The following is an 18,177-nucleotide window of genomic DNA, read 5'->3' as shown; positions in this document are numbered from 1 at the left end:
GGTCGTGTTGGTAGCATGACCTGTTTTTTTTACCTGATATATATGGTTTTGCCTTCTTTCCTACATTTGACGACCTGTGTTTCCTCTATTAAATGAAGTATTTTGTCTATATCGCCATAGCGTGAAACTTCAAGGGTGAACCGCCGTTGTTTGACGCTATCATTTTCAAAGACCACTTGAAATTCGTACCAACGGGCAAGAGTTTCCATGATTTCGGCAAGGGGTTTTTCGTCGAAATAGAACATATCTCGTACCCATGCTGTCACCACTTTCGTGTCTGCTTTTTTTACTTCTATTCGAGGGTTATTGCGGTTGGTGATAGCTTGTTGCCCGGGGCTGATAATTTGAGATGTGACGTTGTTGCTTACTTCTATTCTGCCGCTGACGAGAGTCGTGGCAACTTCTTTTCTCGTGTCGTATGCGTTCACGTTGAACGTGGTGCCTAGCACGGTGATCTCGGTTCCTGCGGCATAGACTATAAATGGTTTGGATGTATCGCGTGCCACTTCAAGGTAGGCTTCCCCATTTAACCAGATTTCCCGGTTCTCCCCGTTAAATGTCACCGGGTATTTCAACCGACTCTCCGAGTTCAGTTTCACGACAGTGTTATCCGCAAGTTTCACGGTGTATTCCCCGTATTTCGGTACGATAATCGTGTGGTAGGTCAATGTATTACGTACCGGGTTGTGCTTCGCAGCCGTGTAGTCGATCTCTTTTTGAGTCTTTCCGAGAAGTATACCTGTGGCTTGTTTGATAGTGGCGGCTTCCTGATGGTCGAGGGCGATGGTATTGCCGTTATCGAGCACGAGTTGTACCGAGTTGAGCGGACGTGGAGTCGCAATTTCGTTAGCTTTATCCCGCGAGTAGAAATGCAGAATACCCGTCGCAAGTAGCAGTGCTGCACAACAGGCAACAGCCATGTAACTTATCCGGCGCCATGTGGCGTATCTTTTTGGGCGTATCTGGTATCTTCGTGTGAAGTCCTGCCACGCTTTATCGGTAGTGGGCATTCCCTTCTCCCTGGAAGTTCCCTGGCGTAGCAATCTCTCGTAAAGCCGGCGGTTTGCCTCACTTCGTGTCACCCATGCCGCCAGACGTTGCTCCTCGCTCTTGGGGAGAACCCCCAGCTTGTGCAGGGCAACCAGCCGGGCGACCTCGATTCTTTTTATAATTTGCTTCTCCATATTCTTTTGTTATGCTATATGAATACGGATGAAGTTGAAAACTGGGTGAGTTTATTTCTCGATTTTTAACAAATATTTTGCGAAGAATAGTATAATATACTCGTTACCAATGATTTTACGAAGTTTTGTGTACATCTCTTTTTTTAGAGATTTGACAGAATTGATAGAAATACCCAGTGTGTCGGCTATTTCCTGGTTCCCCATTCCGTCGAGCGAAAGGCGGGCTATTTCAAGGCTGCGACCGGTTAGTTGTTCAACGGCAGCCTGAACGAAACGGATCATTTCCCGGTTCGTGATTTCATCCAGAAAAAATTCATCGGAGTATAATTTTTCTTTCAATTCGTTGACGTCCTCTGTTTTGAACTTATCATGTCTCAGAATGTCCATGCAGAGGTTTTTAGCCGTGATATAAAGAAAGGCTATGGCATTTTGGCGGGAATAAGCGTCGTCGAGCCGCTCGTACAGTTTGAAGAAGGTTTCTTGAGTAACGTCCATGGATTGTTCCCGATCTTTCAAATAGGTATGACAGAAGCCTACCACAGCCTGAAAGTGGTTTATGTACAATTCTTTGAATGTATCAATGCCATTTATATTGTTTTCCATGTCCCGAGAATTGATTATGCAAATATAGTGTTAATATTTTAAAAGTAGAAACATTCTTTTATCACGTCTTTGAGATGGGGGGAGTGCGTTGGAAAATCACGAGGAGTATAGTATGAGATAATATATATATAATTTATAAAATATGTATATAATTACTATTTAGTTTATATCATCTCCCATTCAACTCCTATTTTAATAGGAAGTTAATAGCAAATAATTAGGATATGAAAACGTTATTCTACAAATAAGATATATATAAAATTTATTAGCTCTCTCTCTCTTTAGTAGGAATACATAAGGATTTCTTCTTTATTTCATGTGGAGGTTTATGGTGTCTCCTTTTTTTGTATCTTCGCCATTCGAATAGATTTGATAAAGATGAAAAAGAAAGGTTTGATAGTTGCCGTGGACGGGCATTCTTCGACAGGGAAGAGCACGGTGTCCAAGATTTTGGCGGCACGTTTAGGATATACTTATATTGACACGGGAGCGATGTACCGGATCGTGACGTTGAAAGCAATGCGGGACGGGTTAATCCGTGACGGCAAGGTGGACGACGAGGGGTTGAAACGGGTGCTCCCGACGATCGTTTTCGGTTTTAAATATGATGAAGGGAAGCGGCGTTACGAGTCGTACATGGACGGGGAGTACGTGGAAGCGGCGATCCGGGGAATGGATGTGTCCGGTAACGTGAGCGTGGTTGCCGCGTTGCCTTACGTGCGGGAGTTGTTGGTGGAGAAGCAGCGGGAGATGGCACGCGAGGGGGGGGTGATCATGGACGGACGGGACATCGGCAGCGTGGTATTCCCGAACGCTGAAGTGAAGTTTTTCATGACGGCGAGTCCCGAGGTGCGTGCCGAGCGGCGTTACAAAGAGTTGACGGAGAAGGGCGAGCGGGTAACTTACGAGGAGGTGGAGGCGAACGTGCGGAAGCGGGATTATATTGACGAACACCGGGCAACTGCCCCGCTGGTGCGGGTGCCGGATGCCGTGTTGATTGATAATAGCGATATGACGGTGGAGGAAGAAGTGGAGAAGATGATACAGATCATTCGTTCAAGATATGAGAGTAGAGATTGATGAAAATTCCGGTTTCTGTTTCGGTGTGGTGAACGCCATTGCCAAGGCGGAAGAAGAATTGCAAAGGGGAGAGCTTTACTGCATCGGGGACATCGTGCATAACAGCCGTGAAGTTGACCGCTTGAAGGGGTTGGGACTGCGGACGATAGACCACGAGGCATTTGCCGGGTTGAAAGATTGCCGGGTGTTGTTCCGGGCGCATGGAGAACCGCCGAGTTCTTACGTGTTGGCGAAGGAGAACGGTATCGAAGTTATTGACGCTTCGTGTCCCGTGGTATTAAATTTGCAGCAGAAGATTCGGGCGGCATACGAACGGGTGAAAGTGAATGGCGGGCAGGTGGTGATCTACGGGAAGCGGGGGCATGCCGAGGTGAACGGGCTGGTGGCACAGACGAACGGGGAAGCGCTGGTCGTGGAGCGGGAGGAAGATTTGGGGGGAATTGATTTCTCGCAACCGGTGATCCTGTTCTCGCAGACGACGAAGAGCCTCGACGGGTTCAAGCGAATCGTGGAGCTGGTGCGGGAAAATGCCCGGGGTAGTGTGGAGGTGAACGACACGATTTGCCGCAAGGTGGCTAACCGGATACCACAGTTGAGGGAGTTCGCCGTGCAGCATGACGTGGTATTGTTCGTGAGCGGGGAAAAAAGTTCTAACGGCAAACAATTGTTCGCCGTGTGCCGGGAAGTGAACCCGAGAACCTATTTCGTGCAGGGAGTAGACGACTTGCGGGCTGACATGTTCGAGGGAGCGGAAAGCGTCGGAATCAGCGGGGCGACCTCTACACCGAGATGGGTGATGGAAGAGATACAATTTTCAATTAATACGAGTTATGGGAAAGATTAATAAAATAGGTGTTTTAACCTCGGGAGGGGATGCACCGGGAATGAATGCCGCGATTCGGGCGGTGGTGAGAGCGGCAATATTTAACGGCTGCGAGGCGTATGGGGTTTACGATGGCTATGAAGGGTTGATCGAAGGGAATGTGAGAAAATTAGAATCTCATGACGTGAGTAATATCATCCAACGGGGAGGAACGATTCTGAAAACGGCGCGGAGTGCCGAATTCCGTACCCCGGAGGGGCGAACGAAGGCTTACGAGCAAATGCAGAAGTTGGGGCTGGATGCGCTGGTGGTGATCGGCGGGGATGGAACTTTCTCGGGAGCCCGCTTGCTATGCCAAGAGCATAATGTGCCTGTCGTGGGGATTCCCGGTACGATAGATAACGATTTGTACGGTACGGATTACACGATCGGGTACGACACGGCGGTGAATACCGTGGTAGAGGCTGTCGACAAGATACGCGACACGGCGAGCGCTCACAACCGTTTGTTTTTTATCGAGGTGATGGGACGTGATGCCGGTTTTATTGCCTTGCGTTCGGCGGTTGCCACGGGTGCGGAAGCGGTGTTGGTGCCGGAGATCGAAACGGACGTGAACGATCTGGACAAGTTCTTGGAACATGATTATAAACCCCATAAATCGAGCGGTATCGTGATCGTGGCAGAAGGGGATAAGTCGGGAGGGGCTTACACGATCGCGGATAAGATCGCTAAAAAGCATCCCGAGTATGACGTGCGGGTGACCGTGTTGGGGCATATCCAACGGGGCGGATCGCCTTCGGCATTCGACCGCGTGACGGCAAGTACGCTGGGCGTGGCAGCCGTGGATGCTTTGCTGGATGACCAGACCAGTATTATGGTGGGTATCATGAACAAGGATATCGTGCATATTCCGTTCAATAAAGCGATCAAGAATACCAAACCGTTGAACAATAATTTGTTGGGGTTGACGGAAATCTTGTCCATTTAATAATTCTGTGATTGCCGATAGAGTGATTAGGCGATTCTTTAATCACTCTATCGGCAATCACTAAATCACTGAATAATTGTAATTCGTTTTGTTGTACGCTGACGTCATCATCCCCCTGGGTGTGGAGAGTTTTTTTACTTATTCGGTACCGGAAGAATATGAACGTTCGGTAACGGTGGGGGCACTTGTGGTTGTTTCGTTCGTGAGAAACAAACGCTACACGGGGGTCATTTACGCGTTACATTCTAATCCTCCCGTGGGGTTCGAGGCTAAACCTATCGAACGGGTGATAGAGGAAGGTTTTGCCCTTTCCGAATCTCATTTGAAGTTTTTGCTGTGGTTGAGCGAGTACTATATGGCTCCCCCGGGAGAGGTGACCCGGGCGGCGTTGCCTGTCGCCATGCGTCTGGAAAGTTACACGAGCCTTTGCCTGTCGGGAGAATGGAAAGAGGGAGGGTTTGAGGCGGGAGAGTGGAGTCCGGCAGAACGGGAGGTCCTCGGAGTGTTCCGGCAAAACGGGGAGATTTGCATGGCGGAGGTGGAGAAGCTGTTGCGGAAGAAAGACGTGTACGTGGCGGTGCGCTCTTTGTTGGAACGGGGTGTTATTCAAGTGAAAGAGTCCGTGGATGATCTGTTTAAGCCCAAGTTGGAACGGTTGGTTCGTTGGGCGAGGGAGTTTTCTAACGAAGAGTTGGGGAAGATCATGGATGAGTTGAAGCGGGCGAGGGCGCAACAGAAGATGTTGTGCGACTGGATTATATATTGCGACGAGAATCACGCGGATTCGTTACCGAGGGCGGAGTTCGCACGGTTGATCGGCAATTCTGCTTCAGCGTTGAAGGGATTGTGTGAACGGGGGGTGTTGGAGATCGCGGCGGTTGAGGTAAGCCGTCTGGATAGCGCGGGGGAGGAAACGCGGGACATGCACGCTTTATCCGAGGCGCAGGAACAGGCGTTGGTGAAGATCCGGGAGGATTTCAAGGAGAAGGATTGCGTGTTGTTGCAGGGGGTGACTTCTTCCGGGAAAACGGAGGTATATATACATTTGATAGAAGAAACGATACGGCAGGGGAAACAGGTGTTGTATCTGTTGCCGGAGATCGCATTGACGGTGCAGATCGTGAAGCGTTTGAGGCGGGTGTTCGGCGACCGAGTGGGGGTGTATCACTCGGGAATGACGGACAATGCCCGTGCCGAGATGTGGCGCAAACAGAACGGGACGGAGCCTTATCCCGTGGTGCTCGGTGTGCGTTCCTCTATTTTCTTGCCTTACCGGCGGCTGGGGTTGATTATTGTAGACGAGGAACACGAGGCTTCCTACAAGCAGAAAGAGCCCGCGCCCCGTTATCACGGGAGGGATGCTGCCATTATGCTTGGCAAGATGAACGGGGCGAAGATTTTGTTGGGGTCTGCCACTCCCTCGTTCGAGAGTTACCAGAATGCCATGAGCGGCAAGTACGGTTTCGTGGAGTTGGCTACCCGGTTCGGTGAGGTGATGATGCCGGAGTTGATATTCGTGGACGTGAAAGAGTATCGCCGGAAAAAGATGATGAAAGGGAGTTTTACACCCGTGTTGCACGAGGAGATGAAACAGGTGTTGGCGAAGGGAATGCAGGTGATCCTGTTCCAGAACAGGCGGGGGTATTCTACTTATCTGCAATGTGACCGTTGTGGTTCTGTTTTGAAATGCAAGCATTGCGACGTGAGCATGACTTATTATCGGTTCCGTAACACGTTGAATTGCCATTATTGCGGCAGTTTGCGGTCTGTGCCGGCGGTTTGCGAGGAATGCGGTCAGGGGCATTACGTGAATCGTACCCCGGGGACGGAACGGATAGAGGAAGAGGTGAAGCAGTATTTCCCGGATGCCCGGGTGGCTCGCATGGATTTGGAAGTGATGAGTAATAAAGTGAAATTCCGAGCTTTGATCGACGAGTTCGAGGCGGGGAATCTGGATATATTGATCGGCACGCAAATGGTGTCCAAGGGGCTGGATTTCGAACGGGTGAAATTGGTCGGGGTGATGGATGCCGATAGTCTGGTTAGTTTCCCTGATTTTCGGGCGGAAGAAAGGGCTTATGATATGCTGATGCAAGTGAGCGGGCGTAGCGGACGGAAAGGCGAACGGGGGAAAGTGGTTATCCAGGTTGCCGACCGGGAGAACCGGGTGTACCGATTGGTGAGGAAAGGGAGTTTTCACGGGTTCTACACGTTCTTGTCGTGCGAACGGGAGATGTTTAATTATCCTCCTTTTTCTCGATTGATCCAGATTGAGTTGAGGCACACGGACGAGTATTCATTGCGTAACGCTGCCAACGAGTTGGCGAGAAAGTTGCGGGAGCGGTTGGAACGTCGGGTGTGTGGTCCGGCGGAACCGGAAGTGGGGAGGATTCGGAAGATGTATCGTATACAGGTGTTAATCAAAGCAGAACAAGGACTCTCTTTGTCGAAACTGAAGTCTTTTCTCCGGCAGAAATGCGACGAATTGTTAAAAGGAGAAACGGGCAAAGGGTTGAAAATTTATTTCGATATAGACCCGTTGTGAATGAAATTTTCAAGATTTCTACTTATTGTTAAGTGATTGTGGGGGAAAATAAGCAGTTTTCGAGAGGCTGATTGTTAATAAATGTGCGACAGGAAAGTGTTAAATGTTAAAATTGTAGCCTTATCTCAGTAATAATCCGTAATTTAAGACGAGATTAAAAATTATTTGGGAAAACCTTAAAGTTTGCATTAACATTATTTAGTAGCTTTGGTTTTAACATTTGACGGAATAATCTCTATTTTTGGAAAAACGGAAACGGAGATAGGGATTTGAAAAACTCTTTCCCGTAAGTTTGAAACCGATGTGGTATTTTTGACGTTTAAATATAGTATTATAAATCAATATAAAAATCAATGATATGAATACGGTTGATATCAAAGCATTGAACGAGCGCATACAACAAGAGAGTTCTTTTGTCGATATGATTAACATGGAGATGAACAAGGTGATTGTCGGACAAAAGCACCTGGTGGAAGGACTTATGATCGGTATGCTTTCTAATGGGCATATTTTATTAGAGGGTGTTCCCGGGTTGGCAAAAACTTTGGCGATCAATACCTTGGCACATATTATTAATGCTAAATTTAGTCGAATCCAGTTTACCCCGGACTTGTTGCCCGCCGACGTTGTGGGTACGATGATCTACTCCCAGAAGAAAGAGGAGTTTGTGGTAAAGAAAGGTCCTATTTTCGCTAATTTTATCCTGGCGGATGAAATTAACCGTGCCCCGGCAAAGGTGCAATCCGCTTTGCTTGAGGCTATGCAGGAACGCCAGGTGACGATCGGGGATATGACTTACAAGTTGGACGAGCCTTTCCTGGTAATGGCTACGCAAAACCCGATCGAGCAGGAAGGTACTTACCCGTTGCCGGAAGCGCAAGTCGACCGTTTCATGTTGAAGGTGGTGATCGATTACCCGAAAAAAGACGAGGAAAAATTGATTGTTCGCCAGAATTTGGAAAAGACTTTCCCGGTGTCCAATACGATTCTTCAACCGGAAGATATTTTGCGTGCCCGTGAAGTGGTGAAGGAAGTTTATTTGGACGAGAAAATTGAAAAATATATCGTGGATATCGTGTTCGCGACTCGTTACCCGCAGGAACACGGGTTGGAAAAATTTGTTTCCATGATCGCTTACGGTGCTTCACCCCGTGCTAGTATCAGTTTGGCGAAGGCGGCACAGGCTTACGCGTTCATCAAACGCCGCGGGTACGTGATCCCGGAGGATGTGCGTGCCGTTTGCCATGATGTGTTGCGCCACCGTATTGGTTTGAGCTATGAGGCTGAAGCTAATAACCTGACGAGTGAGGATATTATCAGCGAAATTTTGAACACGGTAGAGGTGCCTTAGTAATTTAAAATTGAAAGTTGAAAATTGAAAATGAAATGATTTTCAGTTTGAGATTTTCGATCAAAGGACGTGGCGGCTTTGTGCGGCTGGAATCTAAAATCTAAAATCGATAAATCTAAAATTAATAAGGTGGAGACTTCAGATTTATTAAAACGTGTTAGGCAGATCGAGATAAAGACGCGGGGATTGTCGAGCAATATTTTCGCAGGGGAATACCACACGGCTTTCAAGGGTCGGGGAATGACGTTCAGTGAGGTGCGGGCGTACCAGTACGGGGACGATATCCGTAGTATCGACTGGAACGTGACTGCCCGTTACAATCATCCTTACGTGAAGATATTCGAGGAGGAACGCGAACTGACGGTGATGTTGCTGATCGACGTGAGTGCCTCGCGTAATTTCGGAACTGTCTCGAAGCTGAAAAAGAACCAGATCACGGAGATCGCGGCTGTGCTGGCTTTCTCGGCTATCCAGAATAATGATAAGATCGGGGTGATTTTCTTCTCGGATCAAATCGAGAAGTTTATCCCGCCGAAGAAGGGACGTACGCATATCCTGCATATAATTCGGGAATTGGTAGATTTCTACCCGGAACGTAAGCAGACCAATATAGCGATGGCTTTGCAATACTTGACGAATGCCATCAAGAAGCGTTGCACTTGTTTTCTGATTTCAGATTTTATGGACGAACATGATTTCGAGCATCCTTTGATGATCGCGAACAAGAAGCACGATTTGGTGGCTTTGCAATTGTACGACCGCCGGGAGAAGGTGTTGCCGCCCGTGGGATTGATGTACTTGACGGATGCGGAAACGGGCGAAAGCGTGTGGGTGGATACAGCCGACAAAAAGGTTCGGGATCAGTTCGAGGCGTATGCCCTGGAACGGGACAAGGAATTGGATCGGATATTCAAGCATGCCGGGGTGGATATGGCATCCATCAGTGCCGATGAAGATTACGTGAGGTCGTTGATCGCGTTGTTCAAGAGAAGAGGGGCTGGCTATTAATTGAAAATTGAAAATGGAGAATTGAAAATGAAAAATAGAGTTGTTCTATTCGTAATATTGCTATTGTCCGGTATCGGGGGATTGAAGGCGCAGAGCAGGGAATACGCGGCAGAGCTCGACACCAATTATATCATGATTGGTGACCAGATCAATTTCAGAATGAAAGTAAAGGCGGAACCGGGATTGAAAATCGTGTTCCCTCAATTGAAAGACACGTTGACCAAGGGGGTGGAGATTATTTCCGGTCCTGTCCGGGATTCGATCAAGGAGAGTGACGGTCGGATGCTTGTGCAGGAAAGTTACGTGATTACCTCTTTTGATTCTGGGGTGTTCATGATTCCTCCCATGCCGATCGAGATACAGCAGGAAAGCTATAACAATACTCTGCGGACAGACCCGCTGGAGTTGATCGTGAATACTTTCGTGGTCGATCCGCAAAAGGGGAATTTCGATATCGTGATGCCTTTGGCTGCGCCTTGGACGTTTGCCGAGATATTGCCTTATTTGTTATGGACGTTGTTGGTCGTTGTGGTCATATTATTGGTTATCTGGATTATCAAGTTTAGAAAATCCCGTAAGACTTTGTTCGGTCACGAGAAACCGGCTATACCTCCGTACGTGCTTGCCATGAAGGCTTTGGAAGAAATTAAGAAAGAGAAATTGTGGCAAAACGGCAAGACGAAAGAGTATTACACGCAGTTGACCGATACAATCCGGAATTATTTGGACGGGGAGTTAGGTATTTCGGCGATGGAACAAACTTCTTTCGAGACGTTGAAGGCGTTGGAGAAATGCGAGCAGGTGAATGCCAAGCAACGGGATAAATTGGCGGATATGTTCGAAACTGCCGATTTCGTGAAGTTTGCTAAGGCTGAACCTTTGCAGGACGAGAACGTGCGCAACTTGGATATCGCTTATGATTTCGTGCAAGAGACGAATGACACGATCCGGGAGGCGAACGAGAAAGAGCGTCTGGAGCAGGAGTTGAGGGAACAGCAGGAACGAGAGGCCGCGGAGAAGGCAGCCGCGGAGGCGACAAAGCAAGAAGGGGAGAAAAATCATGAAATCTAAAATCTAAAATTGAGAATATGTTTGGATATGAATTTGCAAACCCCGAATACTTTTGGTTATTGTTGGTACTGGTACCGATGATAGTCTGGTATATTTTCAAGGAGAAGCAATCGCACGCCGATATGAAGTTTTCTTCTATCCGGGTGTTTAAGCTGATGAAGCGGGGAAATCGGATCTGGTTGCGTCATTTGTTGTTCGCGGCAAGAGTGATCGCCATCGTGTTTTTGGTGTTTGCTTTGGCTAGACCGCAATCCAGTTCGAATTGGCAAACGTATAATAGCGAAGGTATAGATATTATGTTGGCTTTGGATATTTCCGGTAGTATGTTGGCGCGGGATTTTACTCCCGACCGACTGGAAGCAGCCAAGGAAGTAGCCACGAATTTTATACAGGAACGTCCGCAGGACCGGATCGGGTTGGTCGTATTCAGCGGGGAGAGTTTCACGCAGAGTCCCTTGACGACGGATCAGGCGGTGCTGATCAACGTGATGAAAGATATTCGTAGCGGAATGATCGAGGATGGTACGGCTATCGGGTTGGGGTTGGCAAACGCGGTCAACCGTTTGAAAGACAGTAAGGCAAAGTCGAAGGTGGTTATTTTGTTGACTGACGGTATCAATAACCGGGGATCAATCGCTCCCATGACGGCTGCGGAGTTGGCGAAGACTTTCGGTATCCGGGTGTACACGATTGGCGTGGGATCGCTGGGGGAGGCTCCTTATCCCGTGCAAACACCTTTCGGCGTGCAATTGCAACGGATGCCGGTGGAGATAGATGAAGATGTCCTGACTCAAATCGCCGATATGACCGGGGGTAAATATTTCCGAGCCACGGATAACAAGAAGCTGGAACAGATATATCAAGAGATTGATAAATTGGAGAAAAGTAAGGTGGAAGTGAAACATTTCAGCCGGAAGAACGAGCAGTTTTTCTATTTTGCTTTGATCGGAGCTTTGTTGTTGATTCTGGAAGCGTTAGGCAGATACATGTTATTGAGGAAAATTCCATAGGATTGAGCGATTGGGAGATTTTATAAATTATTAAATCTAAAAATTGATAAGGTTATGTTTAGGTTTGCACATCCTGATTTATTATACTTGCTGATAGTAATTCCTTTACTAATCGTATTTTACGTGGTAGCTAGGATACGCAAGAAGAAGGCAATAGCAGAATTCGGGAATCCGGAATTGTTGGCAACGTTGATGCCATTGCAATCGCCGAAGCGGGCTACGTGGAAGTTCGTTATGGTATTGATCGCTTTGTTTTTTGTCATTCTTGGGGTGGCGGCACCGCAGTTCGGTTCCAAGTTACAGCAGGTGAAGAAGGAAGGCGTGGAGTTGATTATCGCGTTGGATGTGTCTAATTCCATGCTGGCGCAGGATATCAAGCCAAGTCGGTTGGATGCGGCGAAACAAGCTATTTCCCGGATGGTGGAAAAGTTGAGTGATGACAAGGTGGGGTTGATCGTGTTTGCCGGGGATGCGTACGTGCAGTTACCGATCACGACGGATTATTCTTCAGCTAAATTGTTCTTGTCGGGCATCAACACGGATATAGTTCCGATTCAGGGAACGGCGATCGGAACGGCGATTGATTTGGCTGCCAAGTCTTTTACGTCGAATACGGAAGCCTCGAAAGCGATCATTGTCATCACGGATGGCGAGAATCATGAGGATGACGCAATTGCCGCGGCAAAGGCTGCTCGAGAAAAAGGAATATACGTGCACACGATAGGAATGGGATTGGCACAGGGAGCTCCTATCCCGGAGAAAGGTAATCCCGGTCAGTATATGAGGGATGGAAGCGGTAATCCCGTTATTTCCAAACTGGACGAGCAGACATTGAAGGAGATTGCTAAAGCGGGTGAAGGTATTTTTGTTCGGGCAAGTAATTCCAACGTGGGGTTGAATACCTTGTTGGATGAAATCAACCGGATGGATAAGACCTTGCTGGAAGAACGGGTATTTGCGGATTACGCGGATAAATACCAGTATTTCTTGATAATGGCATTGATTTTTATTCTATTGGATTTCATGATATTGGGACGTAAGAATAAGAATTTCTTGAAGATTAATATCTTCGGTACGGAAGAAAAGCGTGTTGAAGGTAGTCGATAAACATTGAAATGGAGTGATATGGTGAAAGTTTTAATGACAATGATACTAGCGGTAATGGTGAGTAGCCCGTTATTTGCGCAGCAGGAACGGAAGTTTATCCGGGGTGGAAATGACTTGTTCAATAAGCAGGACTTCGAGAAAGCCGAGGTGGAATACCGCAAGGCGTTGGACACGGAAGTGAAGTCCTACGAGGGAGCTTTCAATCTCGGGGATGCTTTGTACAAGCAAAAGAAGTATGATGAGGCGTTGCAACAATTCCAATCTTTGGCTCAGAACGAGAAGGACAAGGAGAAATTGGGCGAGTTGTATCATAATATTGGGAATACTCTTTTGTCGATGAATAAATTGGACGAGAGTATTGAGGCTTACAAACAATCGTTGAGGAATCGCCCCAATTCGCAGGAAACGAAATATAATCTGGAATTTGCCCGTAAGATGAAGCAGGATCAGGAGAATAAAGATCAGAATAAAGATCAAAATCAGGATCAGAACAAAGACCAGAATAAGGATCAAAACAAAGACCAGAATAAAGATCAGCAAGATCAAAATAAAGACAGTAAGGATCAAGAGAATAAAGATCAAAACAAAGATCAGCAAGACCAGAATAAGGATCAACAAAATAAAGATCAGCAAAACAAGGATCAACAGGATAAGAAAGACCAGCAGCAACAACAGCAGCAGCCTAAAATATCCAAAGAGGATGCCGAACGTTTGCTGGAAGCTTTAGAGGCTGATGAGCAAAAAACACAGGAAAAAGTACAAAAAGATAAAGCCCAGACGCAGAAAACGAAAAAGATGAAGATTGAGAAAAATTGGTAATTTTGCAGAATGAGTCAAAGGGTATAACAGAATCAAAAAGAATAAAACAGATGAGGTCATTAATTATAGCATTATTGTTATGTGTTATAGGGGGGACAAAGGTATTTGCCCAAAAGACGACGTTTGATGTTTCGGCTCCTTCCGTGGTGGAGGTCGGGGAGCAATTCCGGCTTTCTTACACGTTAAACAAGCAAGGCGAGAATTTGCAGGTGCCGACCTTGAAGGGGTTTGATTTATTGGCAGGACCGTCGTTAAGCACTTCAATGAGTTTTTCCAATATAAACGGTAAGATGGAACAAAGTTCGCAGTTTACTTATACGTATGTTTTGGAAGCGAGGGAAGAAGGCGAGTACACGATAGAACCGGCGACGGTCACGGTTGACGGAAAGGAGTATAAGTCCGAGGCAGTCAAGATCAAGGTGATTAAGGGTTCGGGTGAATCACGGGGGAATAATAGCGGTAACCGGAATAACAGTCAGCAGCGGGAAGAGCCGCGCGGTAGTACCTCGATAAAAAAAGATGATCTGTTTTTGAAATTGGAAGTAAGCCGGAAATCATTGTACGTGGGTGAAAGTCTTGTCGCCACGTTGAAAGTGTATTCCCGGGTAAATCTTGCCGATATACAATGGAAAAAGGTACCCGCTTTCGATGGCTTTTTGACGGAAGAAAAGAAGATCGGGCAAATCCGGTTGAACCGGGAAGAATATAACGGGAAAATCTACGACCAGGTGGGTGTGTTGCAGGAGAATATCTTATTCCCCCAGCACGCCGGAACATTGAAGATAGATCCCTATGAGATTGTATGTTTGGTTCGTCAGCGTACAACAGGACGTGCAGGTAGTATATTCGACGATTTCTTTGGGGGATACCGGGATGTTCGGGTACTTTGCGAGAGTGATCCGGTAAATATTACCGTGAAGAGTTTGCCGGAAACCGGAAAACCGTTAGGCTTTAGCGGTATGGTCGGAACGCTTTCTATGGCGACCTCCGTGTCTACCGATACGTTGAGGGCGAATGATGCGTTGACTTATAAAGTCGTGTTGCGGGGTAACGGGAATATGAAATTGTTGAACGCACCAAAGATCAATTTCCCACATGACTTTGACGTGTATGACCCGAAGGTTACGAAAGATATAAACGGTACTTCCGGGACAGTTACGTATGAATATATCGTTATTCCCCGTTACGCGGGAGAATACAAGATCCCGGCAATACAATATTCCTATTTCGACCCGAAATCCAATACTTATAAGATGTTGAAAGGGGATGAATACACGATTCGGGTGGCGAAAGGGAATGAAGCCAGTTCCAGTGCGGGAGAGGCTGCCTTGCAATCCTTCAAGAAAGAGGATGTGCGTGTGTTAGGGCAGGATATTCGTTTCATCAAATCCGGCAAGAGTGATTTGAGCCCGAAGGGGATTCAATATTTCGCGACGATGTCTTATTGGTTGAGTTTCATTATTCCTTTCGTGCTGTTCGTGATCGGGATGATTCTGAATCGCCGACGGATAAAAGCGAATGCCGACTTGGTACGCATGAAGAGTAAAACGGCAAATAAGATGGCACAGAAACGCTTGAAAGCTGCCGCGGTAGCCATGAAGGCAAGTAATTCTGAGTTGTTCTATCAGGAAGTTCTGAATGCCATGTGGGGATACGTGAGTTATAAATTGAATGTTTCCGCTTCTGAATTGAACCGGGATAATATCAGCGATATTTTAACCCGTCGGGGTACGGATGCGGCTTTAATACAGGGTTTTATAGATGTGCTTGACCATTGTGAGTATGCCCGTTATGCTCCCGGTGCGAACCAGGGTGAGGAGATGGATAAGGTGTACAAGGATAGTATATCTATTATCACGAAATTGGATAAAGCGATTTAGGCAATTGAAAATGTACAATTGAAAATTGAAGATGATGAAGAAGGTATATATAATTTTGGTTTTGCTGTTATCCGGAATTGTCGCGTTTGCCACTGATGACAAGGCTTTGGAAGACGAGGCGACAAAGATGTATCAGGAAGGAAATTACCAGAAAGCGATAGATTTATATAATGAGATTCTGGCGGATGATATGGAATCGGCTTCTGTCTATTATAATCTGGGCAATTGTTATTACAAGATCGGGGAGATTTCCCGTTCTATTTTGAATTACGAGCGGGCTTTGTTGCTCAAGCCCGGGGATAAGGATGCCAAGTATAACTTGAAACTGGCACAACAGGCTACAGTGGATAATATCAAGGTGTTACCGGAGTTGTTCCTCGTGCGTTGGTATAACGCGTTTGTCACTGCTCTTACGGCAGACCAGTGGGCTTATGTTTCCGTGGCTCTCTTTATAGCTTTTTTGGTAATGGCGGCGTTATTCTTCCATGCAACCACGATTTCTTTAAAGAAGAGTTGGTTTACTTTGGGTATTATCTTGTTGCTCGTGTCGATTATGACGATATTCTTTGCCATGAAGCAATATCATCGCGTGACGAATCGTGATAGTGGCATTATCATGACGCCGAGCGTGGTGGTACGCGGAGCGCCCGATAATAGCGGTACGGAGCTTTTCATGGTACACGAGGGGTTGAAAGTGCAGGTAATCGGCTCTTTGGGCGATTGGTATAACGTGCGTTTGGCGGATGGAAACGAAGGATGGATCGCTAAAACCGATTTGGAGAAAATATGATAAAAAAATTAATTGATTTTGTAGAGAGATAATTCATTTTACTTTGTAATTTTGTAGACCGATGTTCAAAGAAAGTCAAAAGTAAATTGAAAGTTATTATTCATGGAGAATTATATTGTTTCGGCGCGTAAATACAGACCTGCAAGTTTCGATACCGTGATCGGGCAACACTCGATCACATCCACGTTGAGAAATGCGATCCTCAATAGACAACTGGCGCAAGCTTATTTGTTCTGTGGACCGCGTGGTGTCGGGAAAACGACGTGTGCCCGTATTTTTGCCAAGACAATTAATTGCATGAACTTGCAACCGAATGCCGAGCCGTGTAACGAGTGCGAATCTTGCAAGGCGTTTAATGACGGGCGTTCGCTGAATATCCATGAATTGGATGCCGCTTCCAACAATAGCGTGGATGACATCCGGGGATTGGTAGACCAAGTGCGCATTTTGCCGCAGGTTGGACGTTACAGCGTTTATATCATCGACGAGGTGCATATGTTGAGTGCTTCGGCTTTCAACGCTTTTTTGAAGACTTTGGAAGAACCGCCCGCCCACGCTATATTTATTCTCGCCACGACGGAGAAACACAAGATACTGCCGACGATATTGTCGCGTTGCCAGATATACGATTTCAACCGGATTAAAGTCCCCGATACGATAGACCATTTGAAACGTATCGCGGCGAAAGAGGGAATACAGGCAGAGGAAGAAGCCTTGAACGTGATTGCGCAAAAGGCTGACGGGGCAATGCGTGACGCTCTTTCGATCTTTGACCAAGTAGTGAGTTTCTGCGGAAAAAATCTGACTTATGACAAGGTGATCGAGAACCTGAACGTGTTGGATTACGATTACTATTTTCGGTTGACCGATCTGTTTTATGCCGGGAAAGTAGCGGAAACATTTCTGCTTTTCAATGAGATCATGGAGAAGGGATTCGATGCCGGTAACCTTATATCGGGACTCGGGCGGCATTTCAGGGATTTACTGGTGGCAAAGGAACCGATCACGGTGCAATTGCTGGAAGTGAGTGCTTCCATTAAAGATCGTTATTTGCAACAAGCACAGGCAGTGACTCCCGATTTCATTTTTGATGCGCTGAAAGTCGTAGAACAGTGCGAGATGCAATATAAAATCCGTATGGAGAAGCGCTTGTGCGTGGAACTTACACTGATTAAATTGTGTCAGATCAATGAATTAAAAAAAAAAGCCTTAGCATAGAAGAATTTGCCGGGTTGTTGAAGATTGAGGGATTCAACGGCAAATTTCAACAAGCGAACGGGGGTGTGGTTGCTGCACCACCCGTGGAAGCGCCGCATGCCGAAACGACAAAGAAACCAATCTACAAGCCCGAGAATATTCATTCTTTCAATTTGAAAAAGGCGTTGGAAGAAACGAAGGAGAAGGCTAACGACCAGCAAGACGGGCAAGGTTTGAGAACGGAAGACAACCGGGTGAAAGCTCAAAGCGAATTTACCGCCGCAGATGTCACAGCCGCGCTGGAATCATATATTACCACGTTGGGCGATGAAGATAAGGCAACTAAAATAGCCCTTTCCTCCCATGCCCCAAAAGTCGAAGGGTTTGTTATTACGCTTGAGGTCGACAATGACTTTCTGTTGACCCGGACGATGGATTTGCACCCGGTTTTGCTTTCTTTCCTGATGAAGAAATTGAATAATGGTTTTATTACACTGAACGTGCAAATCTACGTGGATAAGAACGACGGGGAGGAGAAGAAGCGTTTGTTTACCGCCAAAGATAAATTTGAGCATTTTGCGTCGATCAATCCTGCCGTGGGTGAATTGAAAGCCCTTTTCGGGTTGGAAATAGAATAAAGTTTAAAGGGAGGAACTTATTCATTTTAGATTTTAAATTTTAGATTGAATGATTCGGTTGTCGATTCCTTGATTGATAAAAT

At 46.6% G+C, this 18,177-nt stretch carries 15 protein-coding genes and 1 pseudogene; 14 read left to right on the top strand and 2 right to left on the bottom strand.

Annotated features, from left to right (window positions below):
• Positions 1-29 precede the first annotated feature (29 nt).
• Both BN8899_RS18435 and BN8899_RS18430 read right to left on the bottom strand, forming a co-directional pair.
• Positions 30-1,184: a FecR family protein gene (locus BN8899_RS18435; protein ID WP_065220464.1), complete on the bottom strand. Its 1,155-nt coding sequence runs from the start codon at positions 1,182-1,184 to the stop codon at positions 30-32.
• Positions 1,185-1,235: 51 nt separating this feature from the next.
• A complete protein-coding gene (locus BN8899_RS18430; RefSeq protein ID WP_065220463.1) occupies positions 1,236-1,787 on the bottom strand; it encodes an RNA polymerase sigma factor in 552 nt (183 codons plus the stop codon).
• A gap of 378 nt (positions 1,788-2,165) precedes the next feature.
• On the opposite strand from BN8899_RS18430, the gene cmk reads away from it, so the two are divergent.
• The 14 genes and pseudogenes from cmk (at position 2,166) to BN8899_RS20530 (ending at position 18,094) form a co-directional block, all read left to right on the top strand.
• Entirely contained in the window at positions 2,166-2,867 is a 702-nt protein-coding gene (gene cmk, locus BN8899_RS18425) for a (d)CMP kinase (protein ID WP_065220462.1), read from the top strand.
• Complete coding sequence (locus BN8899_RS18420) at positions 2,851-3,711, top strand: 4-hydroxy-3-methylbut-2-enyl diphosphate reductase (RefSeq protein ID WP_018336030.1); 861 nt, start codon at positions 2,851-2,853, stop codon at positions 3,709-3,711. Before cmk ends, BN8899_RS18420 begins: the two co-directional genes overlap by 17 nt.
• Positions 3,698-4,678, top strand: a complete 981-nt coding sequence (pfkA, locus tag BN8899_RS18415; RefSeq protein WP_018336031.1) for a 6-phosphofructokinase — start codon at positions 3,698-3,700, stop codon at positions 4,676-4,678. The genes BN8899_RS18420 and pfkA overlap by 14 nt, the downstream gene beginning before the upstream one ends.
• Before the next feature lie 88 nt (positions 4,679-4,766).
• Positions 4,767-7,223, top strand: a complete 2,457-nt coding sequence (gene priA / locus BN8899_RS18410) for a replication restart helicase PriA (protein WP_065220461.1) — start codon at positions 4,767-4,769, stop codon at positions 7,221-7,223.
• 358 nt (positions 7,224-7,581) lie between these two features.
• Positions 7,582-8,574, top strand: a complete 993-nt coding sequence (locus tag BN8899_RS18405; protein WP_018336033.1) for an AAA family ATPase — start codon at positions 7,582-7,584, stop codon at positions 8,572-8,574.
• 129 nt (positions 8,575-8,703) lie between these two features.
• The gene (locus tag BN8899_RS18400; protein WP_026207173.1) at positions 8,704-9,582 is read left to right on the top strand and encodes a DUF58 domain-containing protein; all 879 of its coding nucleotides are present in this window, start codon (positions 8,704-8,706) and stop codon (positions 9,580-9,582) included.
• Positions 9,583-9,609: 27 nt separating this feature from the next.
• Positions 9,610-10,653 (top strand): BatD family protein, encoded by a 1,044-nt coding sequence (locus BN8899_RS18395; RefSeq protein ID WP_231932423.1) that lies wholly within the window; start codon positions 9,610-9,612, stop codon positions 10,651-10,653.
• 17 nt (positions 10,654-10,670) lie between these two features.
• Positions 10,671-11,663, top strand: a complete 993-nt coding sequence (locus tag BN8899_RS18390) for a vWA domain-containing protein (protein WP_065220460.1) — start codon at positions 10,671-10,673, stop codon at positions 11,661-11,663.
• A 54-nt stretch (positions 11,664-11,717) separates the two neighbouring features.
• On the top strand, positions 11,718-12,770 hold the full coding sequence (locus tag BN8899_RS18385) for a VWA domain-containing protein (protein WP_018336037.1): 1,053 nt from the start codon (positions 11,718-11,720) through the stop codon (positions 12,768-12,770).
• A gap of 18 nt (positions 12,771-12,788) precedes the next feature.
• Entirely contained in the window at positions 12,789-13,589 is an 801-nt protein-coding gene (locus BN8899_RS18380) for a tetratricopeptide repeat protein (RefSeq protein ID WP_065220459.1), read from the top strand.
• A 50-nt stretch (positions 13,590-13,639) separates the two neighbouring features.
• Positions 13,640-15,469 (top strand): BatD family protein, encoded by a 1,830-nt coding sequence (locus BN8899_RS18375; RefSeq protein ID WP_065220458.1) that lies wholly within the window; start codon positions 13,640-13,642, stop codon positions 15,467-15,469.
• 31 nt (positions 15,470-15,500) lie between these two features.
• Positions 15,501-16,259 (top strand): tetratricopeptide repeat protein, encoded by a 759-nt coding sequence (locus BN8899_RS18370; protein WP_082987126.1) that lies wholly within the window; start codon positions 15,501-15,503, stop codon positions 16,257-16,259.
• Between the two features lie 102 nt (positions 16,260-16,361).
• Positions 16,362-17,447, top strand: a pseudogene (locus BN8899_RS20535) (DNA polymerase III subunit gamma/tau); the annotation flags it as partial.
• Between the two features lie 44 nt (positions 17,448-17,491).
• Positions 17,492-18,094 carry a hypothetical protein gene (locus BN8899_RS20530; RefSeq protein WP_018336042.1) on the top strand — a complete coding sequence of 201 codons (603 nt, stop codon included), beginning with the start codon at positions 17,492-17,494 and terminating at the stop codon, positions 18,092-18,094.
• Positions 18,095-18,177 lie beyond the last annotated feature (83 nt).

This window comes from Butyricimonas sp. Marseille-P2440, from assembly GCF_900091675.1.
Taxonomy (GTDB): domain Bacteria; phylum Bacteroidota; class Bacteroidia; order Bacteroidales; family Marinifilaceae; genus Butyricimonas; species Butyricimonas synergistica.
The sequence above is the reverse complement of the archived record's forward strand: the minus strand, read 5'-3'. Positions and strand labels throughout refer to the sequence as shown.

Bases quoted from the DNA above. Each gene is read 5' to 3' on its own strand.
- BN8899_RS18435 (WP_065220464.1), bottom strand. From the start codon at position 1,184: ATGGAGAAGCAAATTATAAAAAGAATCGAGGTCGCCCGGCTGGTTGCC.
- BN8899_RS18430 (WP_065220463.1), bottom strand. From the start codon at position 1,787: ATGGAAAACAATATAAATGGCATTGATACATTCAAAGAATTGTACATA.
- cmk (WP_065220462.1), top strand. From the start codon at position 2,166: ATGAAAAAGAAAGGTTTGATAGTTGCCGTGGACGGGCATTCTTCGACA.
- BN8899_RS18420 (WP_018336030.1), top strand. From the start codon at position 2,851: ATGAGAGTAGAGATTGATGAAAATTCCGGTTTCTGTTTCGGTGTGGTG.
- pfkA (WP_018336031.1), top strand. From the start codon at position 3,698: ATGGGAAAGATTAATAAAATAGGTGTTTTAACCTCGGGAGGGGATGCA.
- BN8899_RS18405 (WP_018336033.1), top strand. From the start codon at position 7,582: ATGAATACGGTTGATATCAAAGCATTGAACGAGCGCATACAACAAGAG.
- BN8899_RS18395 (WP_231932423.1), top strand. From the start codon at position 9,610: ATGAAAAATAGAGTTGTTCTATTCGTAATATTGCTATTGTCCGGTATC.
- BN8899_RS18390 (WP_065220460.1), top strand. From the start codon at position 10,671: ATGTTTGGATATGAATTTGCAAACCCCGAATACTTTTGGTTATTGTTG.
- BN8899_RS18385 (WP_018336037.1), top strand. From the start codon at position 11,718: ATGTTTAGGTTTGCACATCCTGATTTATTATACTTGCTGATAGTAATT.
- BN8899_RS18380 (WP_065220459.1), top strand. From the start codon at position 12,789: ATGGTGAAAGTTTTAATGACAATGATACTAGCGGTAATGGTGAGTAGC.
- BN8899_RS18375 (WP_065220458.1), top strand. From the start codon at position 13,640: ATGAGGTCATTAATTATAGCATTATTGTTATGTGTTATAGGGGGGACA.
- BN8899_RS18370 (WP_082987126.1), top strand. From the start codon at position 15,501: ATGATGAAGAAGGTATATATAATTTTGGTTTTGCTGTTATCCGGAATT.